Below are 18,314 nucleotides of genomic sequence, written 5' to 3' on the forward strand. Positions count from 1 at the left end.
AGTTTTTATGAGCAAGCCACTTGCATTAACCGATGTTGCCTTACGTGATGCACATCAATCTATTCTTGCCACTCGTCTTCGACTCGAAGATATGCTTCCTATTGCGCCACTGCTAGATAAAATTGGCTTTTGGTCGCTGGAATCTTGGGGCGGTGCCACATTTGATGCCTGTATTCGTTACTTAGGGGAAGATCCTTGGGAGCGCATTAGAGCATTAAAAAAAGCGATGCCAAATACGCCGCAGCAGATGTTACTGCGCGGACAAAACTTGTTGGGCTATCGTCATTATGCCGACGATCTGGTTCAGCGCTTTGTCGAACGTGCCCATGACAATGGTGTCGATGTGTTTCGGGTGTTTGATGCCATGAACGATGTGCGTAATCTTGAAACGGCAATCAAGTCTGTGGTCGAGGTGGGCGGCCATGCCCAAGGCACTATCTCTTACACCACAAGCCCAGTACATACCTTGTCGACCTGGGTCGATATGGCTAAACGCCTTGAGGATATGGGTTGTCACTCGCTGTGCATTAAAGATATGGCTGGTTTACTTAAGCCATATGAAGCTTATGATCTCATCAGTCAGCTTAAAGCCCAAACCAACTTAATTGTGTCACTGCATTGTCACGCCACCACAGGCCTCAGCACCGCCACCTACCAAAAGGCGATTGAAGCAGGTATCGATGTGCTCGATACCGCTATCTCATCGATGAGCCAAACCTATGGTCACAGTGCGACAGAAACCTTAGTCGCTATGGTTGAAGGCACCGATAGGGCAACGGGATATGATATGGCGTTGCTCGAAGAGATTGCCGCCTATTTCCGCGAGGTAAGAAAAAAATACGCCGCATTTGAAGGTGAACTCAAGGGGATTGACTCACGCATTCTACGTGCCCAGGTACCAGGTGGCATGTTAACCAATATGGAAAACCAATTGCGCGAACAAGGCGCCGCCGACAAATTAGACTTAGTGCTTGAGGAAATCCCGAAAGTTCGCCAAGATCTCGGCTATTTACCCTTGGTCACGCCCACATCACAAATTGTGGGTAGCCAAGCGGTGATCAATGTATTGACTGGGCAGCGCTATAAGTCGTTGACCAAAGAAACTGAAGGGGTGCTTAAGGGCGAATACGGTGCAACTCCTGCGCCTGTTAACCAAGCGCTTCAACAACGTGTACTTGCTGGCGCAGAGGCTATCACATGTCGCCCTGCCGACTTACTGGCGCCAGAGCTAGACAAGCTGCGCAGCGAGTTATCGACTAAGGCTGAGGCTGAAGGGACATTATTAGCTGCAGAGCTCGACGATGATGTACTCACTTACGCCTTGTTTCCACAAATTGGCCTTAAGTTCCTTAATAATCGCAATAACCCTGACGCATTTGAGCCAACGCCTCAAGCACCTAAGGTGCAAGTGGCAAGTGAAGCGGCTATGACATCGCCAGAGGTGAGTGATAAGCGTGGACCAGAGACCTATACGGTAAATGTTCAAGGTCAAAGTTTTGTAGTTGAAGTGGCCCCAGGTGGTGATATTAGCCAAATAGTGCCTAATGAGAATGTGGTGCCCTTTACGGCACCAACAACCAGCCCAAGCGTTGATGCCGATGCAGCGAAAGCAGCGATGAGTGCACCGCTGTCGGGGAATATCTTTAAGGTTAATGTGGCCTTGGGGGATGCCGTCAAAGCGGGCGATGTGGTGATAATTCTTGAAGCCATGAAGATGGAAACGGAGATCCGCGCAGAATCCGACGGCGTGATCTGTCAGGTTTGGGTAAAAGAAGGTGACTCTGTTGCCGTTGGCAATCAATTGCTTGCCATAGCTTAGGAGTTAGCATGGAAGGATTACTGGCCTTTTGGGCCGAATCAGGTATCGCCAATGTTACTGCCGGGCAATTACTGATGATGGCCGTGGGTGGGTTATTGCTGTATTTAGCCATTGCTCGCGGCTTTGAGCCGTTGTTGTTATTACCTATTGGTTTTGGTGCCGTATTGGCTAATATTCCTAATGGTGGGTTTACCGACGAGGGCGGCTTACTTTATTTTGCCTACCATGTGGGTATTGAAACTGGGGTATTTCCCTTACTTATCTTTATGGGGGTAGGGGCGCTGACCGATTTTGGTGCCTTGATTGCTAACCCTAAGATGCTACTGCTTGGTGCTGCGGCGCAGTTTGGTATTTTTGCCACCTTAATTGGTGCCATCGGCCTTAACTTAGTGCCCGGTTTTGAGTTTAGCATGCAAGATGCGGCCGCGATTGCCATTATTGGCGGGGCCGATGGCCCTACGGCAATCTTCTTAGCGTCTAAGTTAGCGCCAGATTTGCTTGGGGCTATTGCGGTTGCGGCCTACTCTTATATGGCATTGGTACCCATTATTCAGCCGCCGATCATGAAGTTACTCACAACCGAGTCTGAACGTCAAATCAAGATGGAGCAACTGCGTGAGGTCAGCAAGAAAGAGAAGATCTTTTTTCCGCTGATGGTGCTGGGGTTAACTATCTTGTTTTTACCTGCGGCAACGCCACTCGTGGGCATGTTTTGCTTAGGTAACTTGATGCGCGAATCTGGTGTGGTCGATAGGCTATCTAATACAGCTCAAAATGAGCTCATCAATATTGTCACCATCTTTTTAGGGCTAGCCGTTGGCTCTAAGCTCTCTGCCGATAAATTTTTGCAGCTAGAAACTTTGGGCATATTGGTACTCGGCGCCGTCGCATTTGCCATTGGTACCGCGACAGGGGTATTGATGGCAAAGTTAATGAGTAAGTTATCGGGCGGGAAGATTAACCCTCTGATTGGTGCGGCTGGTGTCTCGGCGGTACCTATGGCAGCGCGAGTGGTCAATAAAGTTGGCCTCGAAGCGAACCAACAAAACTTCTTATTGATGCATGCGATGGGGCCAAATGTGGCGGGGGTGCTTGGCTCGGCGGTCGCGGCAGGTGTGTTACTGGCCGTGCTTGGCTGATAGTGTAAGCGCAGGCAGTGATAAAGATAATGCGGTCTACTGAGTTCAGTAGGCCGTTTTTTTATATCTGCCAAATGATTGTTTTGTCATTGATATAGCCAATGTTAGCGATTGCTTAGTCAAGCTAATGCTTAATCAGTTGATGCAGATCAACAAGTCTCTATCTGAACTGTAGTCTGATAACGTTGATATGCATCACAAGTATTGTGATTGTTTGAACTGAGTGAGGATGACTATGATGGAATTACAAGCTAACTGCAATACGGATCTGTGTGTGAATGGCAAATGGTTTCACTATGATCATGGCGAGCGTTCAGTTTTCATGTTAAACGGTGGCTGCCCCTTAACGTTCGAACTTGATTCGTTACCGACAACCGAAGAAGAACTTGAGGCTCACCTTAACATTATCTCTGATCAATTTTGATGATATAGCAGTGATAGCAAAAGGTTATCACTGCTAAACCACTTACTGCTTACCACAACATTTTTTGTATTTTTGACCGCTGCCGCAAAGACAGGGATCGTTGCGCTGTGGTTTTTTCTCCACAGTGGCGGTTTGGGGTTTATTTAAAATCCCCATCAAGGCGCTAATATCTTCAGCCACTTCAGGCTTGATTTCGATGTTGGCGACCAGTTGATGTTCATCGGCTAACGCCTTCACTTCTGCATACCTTGCTTCGCTATTGACGATAAGTGCTAGCGGAAACGCTTCACTGCCAGGTTTCGCGACTCGCTTAGTGTTATAGCCATAACTTTCATGTTTTGGCTTAGGCGTTTTACGGCCTTTAAAGAAAAACTTATCAGACATAGAATTTCCAGAGTATTGCCTTCACGGCGTCAAAAGGGCCGCTATCTTACCAGAACTTGCGATGAGCACTAGCGCCTTTGGCAAATTAATATCTCAGATTTTGATCGGCGGTTAACCAGAGTATAAAGCCCAAAGATAAGATCACCGTCATACTGATCGCGATGATATAGATAAAGCCTTTTTTGCCCTGTTTTAACGGCACGCCAGTTAAATGCAGAAACAGGGTCCAAAATAGGCATAACACAATAGGAAGTAAAAACAGACGAGCCATAAATATCCTAAAAGTAAGCGCAAATATTGCCCAAGTATAATACGCTTTGCGTGCTATCCACATCATTATGTGAATATTTTCCATCGGTGCATGCAAGGGACTTAGGTTTTATAAATATCAGCAGCGCGGCAAGATAGCCATCATTAAGCGTTAACATAGCTAGGGGGAGAGGATTTTCTCGCGTGTAATTATTGCGCATTATAGCCTTAGTCACATAGCTGCGAGCCCCTTGAGATATTGGTTTAAGTTAGCCATCGGAAGAGTATTTACCTCGTTAAGGCTAGGCTCATTAAGGCTAAAATCAGTTTAGGTATAGCTAATGCCAAGGCATAAAAAAACCGCATCAGCGGTTTTTTATGGGGTAGCTTGAGGTTAACGGGCGATTGCCCTTAACTCGCCGTGCTAACAGTGGGCTCTTCGTTGCTATAAAACTGCGCTTCGTCGAGCTGACCTTCCGATTTACCCACCACGACAGCCGTCATCATGTCACCTGTGACATTGGTTGCGGTGCGGATCATATCGATAACGCGGTCAATGGCGGCAATAAAGGCGATACCTTCAAGTGGCAGCCCCACAACCCCAAGAGTGACCGACAGCATCACCATGGCGCTACCCGGTACGCCAGCGGTGCCAACAGAGGCAACAGTGGCCGTAACGGCAATCAACATGTAATCGGTCATATCCAGCGGAATACCGTAGATCTGCGCGATAAATATGGCAGCAATAGCAGGATAGATACCACCACAGCCATCCATATTCATGGTCGCGCCAAGCGGTAGCACAAAGGCGCCATATTTTTTTGATACGCCCATGGACTCTGTCGCGCGGGTACTGGCGGGTAATGTGCCAAAGCTTGATGCAGTAGTAAAGGCTACTAGCTGGGCAGGCATCGCTTTACGGAAAAATTGCACAGGGCTTAACTTAGCGGCAAATTTAACTAATCCGCCGTAAATAAATAGAATGTGAATGGCGGCAGCAATGTAGATAGCAGCAATAAACTTACCTAACGGCAGTAGCATCGATAGCCCATACTCGCCCACAACCCAAGCCATTAGGCCAAATACACCAATAGGAGTTAGCTGCAGTACCATACGGGTGAGTTGAAACATCACCTCGGCGCCAGCTTCAATAGTGCGCTTTAATGGCTCTGCCTTTTCACCCACCTTATTGATAGCGATACCAATCAAGGCTGCAAAAACAATAATTTGTAGCACCTTACCTTCGGCAAGAGAGGCGAACGGATTGACGGGCACCATATCGAGCAGTACTTGAGCAAAACCAGGTACATTACGCTCACGCACCTCTGTTGTCGCTAGCTCGAGCGTGCCACCCATATCAATTAAACTGCCTATGGTTAAACCAATAAGCGAGGCGATCGTGCCGGTAAACATAAACATCAAAAGGGTTTTAAAGCTCAGACGTTTAAGGCTGACACCGCTCCCTAACGACGTGATACTGACCACAATGGCGCAGAACACCAGTGGCGCGACCAACATTTTAATGGCAGCAATGAACAAGTCACCTAAAGGCTTTAATTGCGTCGCTTGCTCGCCTAATACTAAGCCAAAGGTGATCCCTAAAATAAAACCAGCCAGCACCTTTTGCCAAAAGGGGATCTGTTTAATCGTTTGCCACATGGGATAATTTCCAATTTAATGTTGTGTTGAGGATGGAGCCGTAGAGTCGGGAAGAGCGCTTGTTTTAGCGCAAGTCATCGAGGCTGCTCAACATATTATTTTATTAGGCGTCATTCTATAGACCCTTGGCCTTGCTTACAAAATTGATTTTGTTATAACTTATTGTCATTAAAAAGAATGTTTTAATATTTTTAAGTTTTAACCTTGACGTAACATGGCCAGACACAGGATGTTGTACATAAAAAATTACTTTTTTTCATTAGGTAAGCCAATATGACCGAGTTATGGTTGATGTTTAGTGCGGCATTTATTGCTGCAACCTTGTTACCAGGCGGATCGGAAGTTTTATTGGTGGCGCTAATCGATAACACGCCTGAGAAGTGGTTACCTTTGGTCGGCGTGGCGACATTAGGTAATGGATTAGGCTCCATCACGAGTTATTACTTGGGCACATTGGGTCGCTTTGCCACGACGCCCGAAGCGATGGCGCAAGGACGATACCGACACAGTATCGGCTTACTTAAGCGTTATGGCTATTGGAGTCTATTACTGGCTTGGATGCCACTCATTGGCGATCTACTATGCCTATTGGCAGGCTGGTTGAAGCTGCCAGTAGTGAAGTCGAGTATCATGATTTTTATTGGAAAAGGGATACGTTATCTGCTGGTTGCAGCGTTAACGCTACATTGGTTGTAAGGCGCAGGCCTACGAGCTAACACAGGAGTAAAAATTAATGAAGAAATGGATATTAGCTGCCGCGATTTCGGCAGCGTTGACCGCTTGCTCTGCGTCGAATGTATCGACCAGTTTGCCGCAAGGGGTTTCGTTAGTGGAAACGGTCACCACCACAGAGTCAGGTGTGGGTATTCCCTACAAAAAATATCAGCTGGCCAATGGCTTGACCGTCATATTACATCAAGATAAATCAGATCCTTTGGTGCATGTCGATGTGACGTACCATGTAGGCTCATCTCGCGAGCTTCCTGGACGCTCAGGTTTTGCCCATCTATTTGAACATATGATGTTTCAAGGATCAGAGAACGTTGCCGACGAGCAACATTTTAAAGCGGTTACCGAAGCGGGCGGTACGTTAAATGGCACTACCAATACCGATCGTACTAACTATTTTGAGACTGTGCCCAGCAATCAATTAGAAAAAATGTTGTGGCTTGAGTCCGATCGCATGGGATACTTTTTGCCCGCCTTAACCGAAGAGAAATTTGAAGTACAACGCGAGACGGTCAAAAATGAGCGTGCGCAGCGTATTGATAACCAACCTTATGGCCGTATGGGCGAGCGTTTTAACCAAGCGCTGTATCCTGCAGGGCACCCTTATTCATGGCCCGTTATCGGTTGGCCTGAAGATTTAAACCGCGCCGATGTGACCGATGTTAAACATTTCTTCCAGCGCTGGTACGGCCCCAATAATGCCACCTTGACCATAGGTGGTGATTTCGACGAAGCGCAAACATTGGCGTGGGTGAATAAATATTTTGGCGAGATCCCGCGTGGCCCAGAAGTGACCGCTGCACCTAAGCCGTTGGTGACACTCGATAAGACGCGTTATATCTCGATGGAAGATAGGGTGCATTTACCCCTATTAAGAATTGCGTTTCCAACGGTTTACGCCAGCCATCAAGACGAGGCAGCGCTCGATCTGCTGTCCAATATTATTGGTGGTGGCCCAACCTCGTTAGTCTATAAAAACCTCGTTAAAGACGGCTATGCAGTGCAAGCTGGTGTCAGTCATCCTTGTCAGGAACTGGCATGTCAGTTTTCTATTTACGCCTTAGCCAACCCTGCTCGTGGTGGTGAACTGAGCGATATTGAAGCGCGGGTACTTGAGTCGATTGCCGAATTTGAGCAACGTGGCGTGACCGATGACGATCTACAAAAAGCTAAAGTGCAATTTGAAGCCAACACCATCTTTGGTTTACAGAGTGTTAAAGGCAAAGTATCGACTCTGGCGTTAAATCAAACCTTTTTCGGTAATCCCGATATGATAGCGTACGATTTAACCCGCTACGCCAACGTCACTAAAGAGGATGTGATGCGGGTGTTTAACACCTACATTAAAAACAAGCCTATGGTAGTGATGAGTGTCGTGCCTGAAGGGCAAACCCAGCTAATTGCCCATGAAGATAACTATGTTGCGCCAGCGCCACAGGTTGCCGAGGAAGCGGTAACCGGTCTTGAGATTGTTGAAGCCGTTGCGCCATCGTTTGATCGCAGCATCATGCCAACGCCTCAGGCCGCGCCGATGATCACTGTGCCCGTGTTATGGACCGATACACTCAGTAACGGCATTGACGTGATGGCCACCACCAGTACCGAAACCCCCACCGTTGAATTGATGATCTACTTAAATGGCGGGCACCGTTTGGTGGATGTTAAGCAAGCCGGATTAGCCAGCTTAACCGCATCAGTGCTTAATGAGTCGAGCCAATTGCGCAGCACAGAAGAGCTGGCGCAGGCGTTAGAAATGCTAGGCAGCACGGTTAGTTTTGGTGCTAGCACCTATCAAAGCTACGTTAAGGTATCGGCGCTGACGTCACATATCGACGAAACCTTGGCCATAGTTCAAGAAAAGCTCTTTAAACCGGGCTTTAACAGTGCCGATTTCGAGCGTGTTAAGCAGCAACATTTGCAAAGTCTGCAACATATGCAGTCGGATCCTAACTATATCGCTAACAGTGGTTTTGATGCTTTGCTCTTTGGCGATAACACCCCCCTTGGGATCAGCACCGAAGGCACCATTGCCAGTGTCTCAGCGCTCACCCTTGATGATGTAAAAGGATTTTACCAGCAGCAGTACCGTGCCGGTAACGCGCAAATCGTGGCCGTGAGCAATTTAAAGCAGCCACAACTGCTCAGCAAATTACAAGGGTTATCGAGCTGGCAAGGTGAGTCGAGTAGATTACCTGCCTTAGCGGCAATGCCGACACTTGAGGCGGGGACTGTCTATATTGTCGACAAACCGGGAGCGGCGCAGTCGGTGATTAAGATAGGGCAGCGGGCGATGCCGTTTGACGCCACAGGCGAGTATTTCAAATCTTACTTGATGAACTACCCCTTAGGCGGCGCCTTTAACAGTCGTATAAACCTTAACTTACGCGAAGATAAAGGCTACACCTATGGTGCAAGAAGTTACTTTTCTGGTGGCAGTGAGCAAGGGCTATTCCAAGCTACGGCCAGCGTTCGTAGCGATGTAACCGCTCAGGCTCTAGTTGAGTTTGCCAAGGAGATTAACCGCTATCAAGCCAGTGGCATGACAGATCAAGAGTTAGCCTTTATGCGTAACTCAGTCTCGCAAAGTCAGGCGCTCGATTATGAGACGCCTTACCAGAAAGCGGGCTTTATGCGCCGGATCCAGCGCTTTAACCTCGACCCTAATTTTACTCAGACTCAGGCTGATATTATTAGAAATATTCCTAAAGAGGAGCTAAATAACTTGGCGAGCGCTAAACTTCAGCTGGCTGAAATGATAGTATTGATTGTGGGTGATAAAGCCAATATTGAAGCCGACATTAAAGCCTTGGGTTATCCAGTGCGTGCTTTAGCGTTGTAATTTGATATTTTTACCCCAATATTAACGATGCGGTGATGCTTGATTTAGCTCACCGCTTTATTTTTTTTACTTGCCACTAAGCTCGTTCGAGTACTGTTTTTTTTTGGCGAGTGAAATTTATCACGCGTTTTGTAGGTCTAGCCTGCAAATGATCATGTTGAAGCAATAAGAGACACAGATATTGAACTCTTTCACTGAAGTTATTGGCCTGCTTAACGATGAGCAGGGACGAGATGCGCTAACAGGTATGGTACGTGGCATTGAGCGAGAAGCACTGCGCATCGAGCCTTCGGGACATCTAGCAACGGACAAGCATCCAGATAGTTTAGGTGCCGCGCTAACAAACTCTCGTATCACCACTGATTACAGTGAGTCATTGTTAGAATTTATTACTCCAGTGCATCAAAATATCGACGACCTACTGACCGACTTAACGCAGACGCATGCCTTTACTGTACGCAATATTGGTCAGCAACAGCTGTGGCCTGTGAGCATGCCTTGTTATGTGGGTGATGTTGCCGATATTCCCATTGCCGATTACGGCAGTTCAAATGTGGGTCAACTCAAGCGTTTGTATCGTAAAGGGTTAACCTATCGATATGGCGCCCTAATGCAAATTATTTCTGGGGTGCACTTTAACTTTTCGGTGTCGCAAGCCTTGTGGGACCGCCTTTATGAGGCGTCAGATAAACAGCTTAGCCGCGATGAGTTTATCTCAGAGTCCTATTTTGGCCTGATCCGTAATTACCGCCGTCAAGTGTGGGTGTTACCTTATCTGTTTGGCGCATCCCCCGCCTTATGTAGCTCTTTTATTAAAGATCAGCCAACGGCTCACCCGTTTGAAAAGCTGGGTAAGGGCACCTTGTATTTACCTTATGCGACATCATTGCGCATGAGTGATTTGGGCTACACCAATAAAGAACAAGAGCGTTTAAATATTAGCTATAACTCACTGGCTGAATATTTAACCGGCATACAAGCGGCGATTAAGATGCCCTCGGCGAAGTTTGAGGCAATAGGCGTTAAGGTTGATGGTGAATATCGCCAGCTTAATGCCAATGTGCTGCAAATTGAAAATGAGTTTTACTCACCCATACGGGCTAAACGAGTGACTCAAGAGGGTGAGAAACCGTCAGAAGCCTTAGCGCGCGCTGGCGTCGAGTATATTGAAGTCAGAGCTCTTGATGTTAACCCGTTCTCATCTGTGGGGATTGATGCACAGCAGATCCGTTTCTTAGATCTATTTTTATTGCATTGTTTACTCAGTCCCTCGCCGAAATCGACGCCAGCAGAAGAGGCGGAGATCAGTCAAAATCTGAATGCAGTGATCCTTGAAGGGCGTAAACCCGGCTTAATGTTAAGCCGTCATGGTCAGCCGATTGCGATGCAAGGCTGGTTACACCAACTGTTTGATGAGTTAAGCAGTGTAGCCAAATTGCTTGATGGGGGAGAGCAAGGCGATTATCAAACCACATTAGCCCATTGGCTTGCGGCTGTTGATGATCCATCAAAAACCTTGTCTGGCCAAATTTTAACTGAGTTGGTATCGACGCAGCGAGATCACAGTTATTGGGTGAAAGATTTGGCGCAAACCTATTATCAAGAGTTAATGGACTACCCATTGGCTGCCGATGTTGAGCAAGCTTATCGACAAGCGGCGAGCGATTCACTGCAGGCTCAAGCGCAATTAGAGGCGCAATCTACTGTGAGTTTCGAGCAGTATTTAAGTGACTATTTTGCTGAGCCCAAGGTAGAGACTGTCTAATGAGAATAGGCGCACTATTATTTCCCCTAGTACTGCTATTATCAGCCTGTGCCTCTGGGCCAGATAATAGCGCGCAGTGCGGCACGGTTTCCGGTTACCTAGTGCCCGATAGAGAAGATGAACTCTATCGGGTTGTGGTGACTCACCTTAACGGCAAGGCTGTCATTTCAAAACCCAATTATCAGCTAGCACCGGGCGTTAATGAGTTCACTGTGGCGGAGCTTATCGATTCGCCGCAGTTAAAAGTGAAGTTGGCTGCGAGAGGAACTAAGACATTGACCATAGATGTTAAACCGAATCGTCGTTATCATTTAGCTGCGCGCTTTAATCAAGACAAAGTCTATCGCGGCTTAGACAGCGACTATTGGCAGCCGATAGTATGGTCAGAAGATGCCCATCAATGTGCATTTTTATCAACCAAGTAAGTTGGGTTAATTCACTCTACCTTATTCCAAGTTCAGCTTATTTACATTGATTCAATTTAACAACAATGTGAAACTATAACGCTGATTAAATGATAGTTTTGGTACTCCCAATGATGAAGTTTCTTGCCCCTGTACTCAGCGGCCTACTGGTATTATTGCTCAGTGGATGTGCGACCTCTCCGCCAAGAGATCCCGAAAATTTGTGTGCGATTTATCAAGAGCATCGAGATTGGTATAAAGCGGCAGTTAACACCCGTGAAAAGTGGGGCGTCCCCGTGCATGTGCCGCTGGCAATGATGTACCAAGAGAGTTCGTTTAGACACAATGCCGCGCCGCCAATGGAGTACTTTTTAGGCTTTATTCCTATCGGCCGAGCCAGTGATGCTTACGGTTATGCACAAGCTAAAACCATGACTTGGGACGACTATGTCAGAGAAACAGGCAATAGTTGGTCTAGTCGTAGTGATTTTGATGATGCGATGGATTTTATGGGGTGGTTTATCTACAAAACCCATAAAATTAATGGCGTGTCTAAATGGGATGCGCGTAATCAATACCTCAATTACCATGAGGGGTGGGGCGGTTATAAACGTAAAACCTATCGGCATAAAGCTTGGTTAGTCAAGGTGGCCGATAAGGTTGATGCCAGGGCTAAACGTTATGCAGCCCAATACCGTAGTTGCCAAGAAGATCTTGACTCCTCTTGGCTGTGGCGCCTGTTCTTTGGTTAGCCTTGATACAGTTAAATCCGCTACCAGCCTCGAGAATATCGGGGCTTTTTCTTATCTATCAAAAAGCGAGTACAGCGGCGATGTTTCAATATAGAAGCCGCTTATCATTGGCTTGCAATCAAAGTCATGTTGAAGATGGTGCAATTAATCCCTTTGTTAACCTTGCATCTAGTTAAACAATATTTGGCTAACTTATCGTTATGCAGCCCCTGTTATCAGAGGGTAAAAATGACTATAATGCGCCCAAAATAATAGCTCTACCCTACAAAAAGGATAAAACATGACTAAGCCATTTGTTGCTGTATTAATGGGGTCTGATTCAGATTTGCCCACCATGCAAGCCACCTTGGATGTCCTCAAGACTTTCGGTATTCGCTTTGAAGCTAAAGTAACCTCTGCGCATCGCACGCCAGCAGCGACTCACGCCTATGTGACCGACGCCGAAGCCCGTGGTTGTAAAGTCTTTATCTGCGCCGCAGGCCTTGCTGCCCATCTTGCCGGCGCAGTGGCTGGAATCACCACTCGCCCAGTGATTGGCGTACCCGTTGACTGTGGCCCGCTTCAAGGCCATGACGCCCTATTATCAACCGTGATGATGCCAGGCGGCGTGCCTGTTGCAACTGTCGCGATTGGCAGCGCAGGCGCGAAAAACGCCGGTTATTTAGCGGCGCAAATGTTGGCAGTGGGTGATGACGAATTGGCGTTGGCGGTAAAACAAGAACGTGCTAAGTCGGCAGAAGCTGTGCAAGCTAAAGACGCCAAACTACAGGAAAAATTGGCGAATCTATAATTACGCTTGTCGCTATCAAGGTGCCGTTTACCTATTACCTTGATGGCGAATAAGAGTGACTAACTTATCGATTAATTAATGCCGCCAAGGTTAACCTTGGCGGCATTTTTTATACTGTTTTTTTACAATGAGTTTTTACACTGCTTTTTACATTAGTTATAGATGATTTATTGCAAAGCTTTTATGACTCACTAACCCTTTTGGTGTCCGGCTACGTGAATATCAATAGGCGCTTGTAATCTGAGTCTCTTAATCTAGACAAAAAGGTGCACTCAGTGCAGACTTTAAAACAATATTTAGCCAGATAAACGATTAGGGAGCAGATATTGGACAAGGTGTCTGAAGCTGCCAAGGCCGCTGAAACGGATCACAGATTAATGCAAGAGTTTGCTAATGGGGATCCGCGCGCATTTGAACTCCTCTATCAAAAATATAAAGGCGGGTTATATCGCTATTTTATAAGACAAATTGGTGACAAGCAGCTGGCTGAAGATCTGTATCAAGAAACATGGGCGCGGGTGATTAAAGCCGCTGCGGGTTATGAGCTCCGCGCCAAATTTACCACTTGGCTGTACCGTATTGCCCATAATTTGTTAATTGATCATGTGCGGGCGCTTAAACCAGTTGAGCTTTTTAGTGATGCGGCTGTTGAGGGGGAACCGATAGACGATGCGCTGCCTTGTATGCAGTACGCTCCCGAGCAACTGACGGTGCAGGGGCAAAAAGCCACTATCTTAAAAGAGTGTATTGCATTGCTGCCTCACGTTCAAAAAGAGGCGTTTTTGCTCAGTATGGAGATGGGGTTCACCGCCGCTGTGATTGCCGAGGTTGCGGGCGCAGGGCTAGAGGCGATAAAAAGCCGGCTGCGCTATGCGACTCAGTCGTTAAAACAGTGCGTCGAAGGTAAATGGCAGGAACAACACCATGACACAAAATAGCCAAGATGACAGCGTCGATCAGGCATTGCAACAGCTGTATCGCTCACAGGCAACCGAGCAACCTAGCGAGGCGTTAGACAGCCACATTTTAGCCATGGCGCAAGCATCCCAAATCCATGCGCCTAAGCAGGTGAGTTTCTGGCGCCAATATCGCTGGTCCCTCTCCTCGGCGGCGTCTGTGTTATTAGTCGCGAGTATATTGCTGCTCAATCCGACCAGCCAAGATCCATTGATAATGGAGCCATTTACTATTGCGCCACAAGCGCTAGACAGCCAAGCAGTGCACGCACCTCGGATGATGAACGCGCCAATGGCTGCCCCTGAAAATGGTGAGCCTGATATTGCAGATCCTACTGCTGGTGATTCAAATGTTGGCGAGTCTACAGTTAGCGACGCTAGCGTGAAGCCAGCTTCTACTGTGAATGACTCAAGCGAAACGCCCGCCCGACCCCATAAAGCCGAGGTGAGCATTGAAAGTACACCGATATTGCAAGGCAAGAGTGTTGCTTCTTCCCCTGCGAGTCTCGATAGCAAGGCTGACGCTAGCAACGTAAAGGATAGCGAGCCTAGCGCTGTAGCAGCCAGTGCTGCGGAGACCCTCGAGGCACAACCGCCTGTCACATTAAAGGGGCAAGCCAAAGCCGTGATATCCGATAAACAAGCGCTTAATCACTTACAACAGCTTGTGAGTACTGAGCAATGGTCTGAAGCGGTGATCTTGTTGCAGCGCATTAACCAGCAACGCCCACAATTAGCCGATAAGACGCACCCGTTACATCAAAGGTGGCGTGACTTAACCCAACAGATCGATACTCATAGCCAACCTTAGGCTGAATGCTGGTGGGTTATCGGCAGGAATAATGCTCACAGTCCGCAGGGGCTGTAGTTAACTCCATTGGACACATTTGCTAATAATTCTTTGATGATAAATTACTGCCTGGATCGATAAAGTTTGTTACCTTGTTAGCCTCATAAAAACGAGATAAAACAAATAAATGAGCCGAATATGAAATTGAGTCATCTCTTTGCCTCTTGCGTGCTTGCATTAGGCACCTTACACACGACCCCGCTTATCGCTGCCTCCGATGCAGCCTCGAACTTGGTTAATCAGGGCTACTATCGCGCCCCAGCCTTAAAAGATAATACCTTGGTATTTACCGCCGAAGGCGATTTGTGGACTCAGCACTTAAACGATCCTCAAGCTCGCCGTCTCACCAGCTTGCCAGCAGAAGAACTGGGCGCCGCTATCTCTAAAGATGGTCAATGGGTTGCTTATGTTGCCAATTATGATGGTGCCAGTGAGGTGTACATTATTCCTATTCAGGGCGGTGTAGCCAAGCGGGTCAGTTTTGAGAATAGCCGAGTGCGAGTGCAAGGCTGGACCGCCGATGGCCAGGTGCTTTACGCCACCGACAATGCGTTTGGTCCGGCTAATTACTGGGTCCTTAAAAGTGTCGATCCTGTCAGCTTAACCACTAAAGATCTGCCGTTAGCCGATGCGATTGAAGGGGTTATCGATGATGCGGGAACGACCTTGTATTTCACCCGTTTTGGTCTGCAAACTACAGGCGATAATGCCAAGGTGTATCGTGGCGGCGCCAAAGGTGAGCTGTGGCGCTATACCTTAGGCAGTCAAGATGAAGCAGTCAAGCTAACAGGGACTCATAAAGGCTCGGTGCGTCAACCTATGTTGTGGCAAGAGCGGCTGTATTTTGTCAGTGATGCCAGTGGTAACGATAATATCTGGTCGATGGCCCTAAACGGCAATGACGAACGTCAGCACACACAGTTTAGTGACTGGCAAGTGCGCGGTGCCCGTATGGATAATGGCCGTATTGTGTTCCAACAAGGGGCGGACATTCAGTTGTATGATATTGCCGCTAACCAGGTGCAATCCCTCGATATACGGCTGACATCTGATTTTCCACAGCGACGTGAACATTGGGTTACGCAGCCGATGAAGTTTGCCACCGATACCCAGTTATCGCCTGCAGGCGACAAAGTGGTGGTCACTGCGCGAAGCCATGTGGCAATAGCTGGCACGGATGGTTCGCGCTTAGTCGAGTTGGCGTTACCGGGTGATCATCGCGTGCGTCACGGGATCATGAGCCCTGATGGCCAATGGGTGTACGGTATTAGCGATGCCTCTGGAGAGCAGGAAATTTGGCGCTTTGCCGCCGATGGCAGTCGTCAAGCGAAGCAATTGACTACCAACGGCCATACTTTACGCATGGGGTTGCATTTATCACCCGATGGGCGCTATATCGCCCATGACGACTACGATGGCAATCTGTGGCTGCTCGACATAGAAACGGGCAGCAACAATAAGATCATTACTCAAGGCCAGGGATTGGGGCCATATCGTGATGTTGTGTGGTCAAATGACAGTCGCTTTATGGCCATCACCAAAGAGGAACAAGGTCAATTACGACCGCAAATCGTGCTGTATTCATTGAAAAAAAAGAAAGCACAGGCTCTGACTAGCGATAAATATGAATCCTTCTCCCCAGCCTTTAGTGACGACGGACAGTGGTTATATTTCATCTCTAATCGTGCATTTAAAGCGACTCCTACCTCGCCGTGGGGCGATCGTAACATGGGCCCTATGTTCGATAACCGCAGCCAGTTGTTTGCCGTGGCGTTAAGCGAAGATGCACAGTTCCCCTTTAGTAAACCCACAGAGCTAACATCTCAGCCTGATGACGAACAAGACGATGACATAAAAACGCGTGTCGACTGGCAGGGATTGGCGCAACGTTTATGGCAAGTCCCGGTTGAATCTGGCAACTACAGTCAGTTGCAGGTCACTGAAAAGGGCTTATATGTGCTGTCTCACTCGGCGATACCCGACTCAGCCCCTTCGCTTAAGTGGATTAAATTTGACCCCATTAAGCCTAAAATCGACACCTTTGACGATGATGTCGCCAGCTATAGCTTATCAGCCGATGACAGTAAGCTGTTTATCCGTCGGCACAGTAACGCTGGGCAAGAGATGCTGATCCTCGATACCGCCGAGAAGCTACCAACAGATATTAGCCGCGCTAAAGTACGTACCGATCAGTGGCAACTGGCGATTTCACCGCCGCAAGAATGGCAGCAGATGTTTGAAGATGCATGGTTAATGCACCGCGATTCCTTTTTTGACAAAAACATGCGCGGTCTCGATTGGCAAGCAACGAAAACCAAATATCAACCATTGTTGTCAAGACTCACCGACCGCCATGAACTTAACGATCTCTTTAAGCAGATGATGGGCGAACTAGACTCGTTACATTCGCAAGTTTATGGTGGCGATCTGCCCGTTGACGCTAAGCAGCCCAAGGCGGCCAATTTGGGGGCACGTTTGGAGCAAACTGAGCATGGAGTTCGTATTAGTCATATTTATCAAAATGATGCCGAGTTACCTAGCCATGCTTCGCCTTTAGGCCGTATAGAGGTTGACGCCGCAGTTGGTGATATCATCAGCGCCATTAATGGTAGACCCGTCAACACGGTGGCCGATGTCGCCAAGGCTTTACGCAATCAAGTCAATAAGCAGGTTTTACTCACGCTAAAGCGTAATAAAAACAGCATTAAAACCGTGGTTGAGCCCATTGATAATCGTACTAATGCCAAATTACGCTATTTAGATTGGGTGAATCATAATAGCCAGAAGGTGAAAGATAACAGCCAAGGTGATATCGGCTACCTGCACCTTTATGCCATGGGCTCTGGAGATATCGCCAGTTTTGCACGCGAATTTTATGCCAACATCGACAAACAGGGATTAATTATCGATGTGCGTCGTAATCGTGGCGGTAACATTGACAGCTGGATCATCGAAAAACTGCTGCGCCGCGCTTGGATGTTCTGGCAGCCTACCCAAGGCACTCCCAATAGCAATATGCAACAAGCCTTCCGAGGTCACATTGTGGTATTGACTGATCAACTGACCTATTCAGACGGTGAAACCTTCTCTGCGGGTATCAAGGCGTTGGGCATTGCGCCATTGATCGGCAAGCAAACTGCTGGTGCTGGGGTGTGGTTATCGGGGCGTAATTCGTTGACCGATAAGGGCATGGCACGTGTTGCTGAGTATCCGCAATATGCCATGGATGGTCGCTGGATTGTGGAAGGCCGGGGTATTAGTCCAGATATAGAGGTCGATAACTTACCGCTTGCGACATTTAATGGCCATGATGCCCAGCTTGAAAAAGCCATTAGCTATTTAAAGGCGCAATTAGTGGATCAAGCCGTTTCTCCTTTAAAAGCACAACCTATGCCGGCTAGCGGTTTTGCTGATGATGTGAGTTTGCTGCAATAGATGAGCTCGCGTTAGCGCGTTGATAAATCACATCAGTGTGATGATATTTTAGGGGGGGATTCGCCAAGTTGTTCCCAGGTGGATTGCCCCCGTTTTTATGGCCTTGATAAATGTAGCTAT

Annotated in this window: 15 protein-coding genes; 12 read left to right on the forward strand and 3 right to left on the reverse strand. The window is 47.7% G+C overall.

Annotation, left to right across the window (positions count from 1 at the left end):
* Window positions 1-7 precede the first annotated feature (7 nt).
* From oadA to AC0VXX_RS05040, 3 genes are all read left to right on the forward strand, one after another.
* Complete coding sequence (gene oadA, locus AC0VXX_RS05030; RefSeq protein ID WP_475516187.1) at window positions 8-1,819, forward strand: sodium-extruding oxaloacetate decarboxylase subunit alpha; 1,812 nt, start codon at window positions 8-10, stop codon at window positions 1,817-1,819.
* 8 nt (window positions 1,820-1,827) lie between these two features.
* Window positions 1,828-2,958 carry a sodium ion-translocating decarboxylase subunit beta gene (locus AC0VXX_RS05035; protein WP_475516188.1) on the forward strand — a complete coding sequence of 377 codons (1,131 nt, stop codon included), beginning with the start codon at window positions 1,828-1,830 and terminating at the stop codon, window positions 2,956-2,958.
* A 235-nt stretch (window positions 2,959-3,193) separates the two neighbouring features.
* Window positions 3,194-3,382 (forward strand): hypothetical protein, encoded by a 189-nt coding sequence (locus AC0VXX_RS05040; protein WP_475516189.1) that lies wholly within the window; start codon window positions 3,194-3,196, stop codon window positions 3,380-3,382.
* Window positions 3,383-3,424: 42 nt separating this feature from the next.
* Here the strand turns inward: AC0VXX_RS05040 and AC0VXX_RS05045 are convergent, their stop codons facing one another.
* From AC0VXX_RS05045 to AC0VXX_RS05055, 3 genes are all read right to left on the reverse strand, one after another.
* Window positions 3,425-3,766, reverse strand: a complete 342-nt coding sequence (locus tag AC0VXX_RS05045) for a PBPRA1643 family SWIM/SEC-C metal-binding motif protein (RefSeq protein ID WP_475516190.1) — start codon at window positions 3,764-3,766, stop codon at window positions 3,425-3,427.
* An 85-nt stretch (window positions 3,767-3,851) separates the two neighbouring features.
* Window positions 3,852-4,037, reverse strand: a complete 186-nt coding sequence (locus AC0VXX_RS05050) for a hypothetical protein (protein ID WP_110456469.1) — start codon at window positions 4,035-4,037, stop codon at window positions 3,852-3,854.
* 389 nt (window positions 4,038-4,426) lie between these two features.
* Window positions 4,427-5,674 carry a dicarboxylate/amino acid:cation symporter gene (locus tag AC0VXX_RS05055; RefSeq protein ID WP_475516191.1) on the reverse strand — a complete coding sequence of 416 codons (1,248 nt, stop codon included), beginning with the start codon at window positions 5,672-5,674 and terminating at the stop codon, window positions 4,427-4,429.
* Window positions 5,675-5,947: 273 nt separating this feature from the next.
* Between AC0VXX_RS05055 and AC0VXX_RS05060 the strand changes: the two genes are divergently transcribed.
* The 9 genes from AC0VXX_RS05060 to AC0VXX_RS05100 all read left to right on the forward strand — a co-directional run bounded on the left by AC0VXX_RS05060 (window position 5,948) and on the right by AC0VXX_RS05100 (window position 18,194).
* Window positions 5,948-6,370, forward strand: a complete 423-nt coding sequence (locus AC0VXX_RS05060) for a YqaA family protein (protein WP_475516192.1) — start codon at window positions 5,948-5,950, stop codon at window positions 6,368-6,370.
* Window positions 6,371-6,407: 37 nt separating this feature from the next.
* Window positions 6,408-9,242 carry a M16 family metallopeptidase gene (locus tag AC0VXX_RS05065; RefSeq protein WP_475516193.1) on the forward strand — a complete coding sequence of 945 codons (2,835 nt, stop codon included), beginning with the start codon at window positions 6,408-6,410 and terminating at the stop codon, window positions 9,240-9,242.
* Window positions 9,243-9,423: 181 nt separating this feature from the next.
* Window positions 9,424-11,007, forward strand: coding sequence for a glutamate--cysteine ligase (gshA, locus tag AC0VXX_RS05070; protein WP_475516194.1), 1,584 nt, complete (start codon window positions 9,424-9,426; stop codon window positions 11,005-11,007).
* A complete protein-coding gene (locus AC0VXX_RS05075) occupies window positions 11,007-11,432 on the forward strand; it encodes a hypothetical protein (RefSeq protein ID WP_475516195.1) in 426 nt (141 codons plus the stop codon). The genes gshA and AC0VXX_RS05075 overlap by 1 nt, the downstream gene beginning before the upstream one ends.
* A 113-nt stretch (window positions 11,433-11,545) precedes the next feature.
* A complete protein-coding gene (locus tag AC0VXX_RS05080; RefSeq protein ID WP_475516938.1) occupies window positions 11,546-12,163 on the forward strand; it encodes a transglycosylase SLT domain-containing protein in 618 nt (205 codons plus the stop codon).
* A gap of 280 nt (window positions 12,164-12,443) precedes the next feature.
* Entirely contained in the window at window positions 12,444-12,953 is a 510-nt protein-coding gene (gene purE / locus AC0VXX_RS05085) for a 5-(carboxyamino)imidazole ribonucleotide mutase (RefSeq protein WP_475516196.1), read from the forward strand.
* A 377-nt stretch (window positions 12,954-13,330) separates the two neighbouring features.
* On the forward strand, window positions 13,331-13,891 hold the full coding sequence (locus tag AC0VXX_RS05090; protein WP_475516939.1) for a sigma-70 family RNA polymerase sigma factor: 561 nt from the start codon (window positions 13,331-13,333) through the stop codon (window positions 13,889-13,891).
* Window positions 13,878-14,720: a hypothetical protein gene (locus AC0VXX_RS05095; RefSeq protein WP_475516197.1), complete on the forward strand. Its 843-nt coding sequence runs from the start codon at window positions 13,878-13,880 to the stop codon at window positions 14,718-14,720. Before AC0VXX_RS05090 ends, AC0VXX_RS05095 begins: the two co-directional genes overlap by 14 nt.
* Before the next feature lie 177 nt (window positions 14,721-14,897).
* Window positions 14,898-18,194 (forward strand): S41 family peptidase, encoded by a 3,297-nt coding sequence (locus tag AC0VXX_RS05100; protein ID WP_475516198.1) that lies wholly within the window; start codon window positions 14,898-14,900, stop codon window positions 18,192-18,194.
* Window positions 18,195-18,314 lie beyond the last annotated feature (120 nt).

Source organism: Shewanella sp. QJM3NY_23 (genome assembly GCF_056173105.1).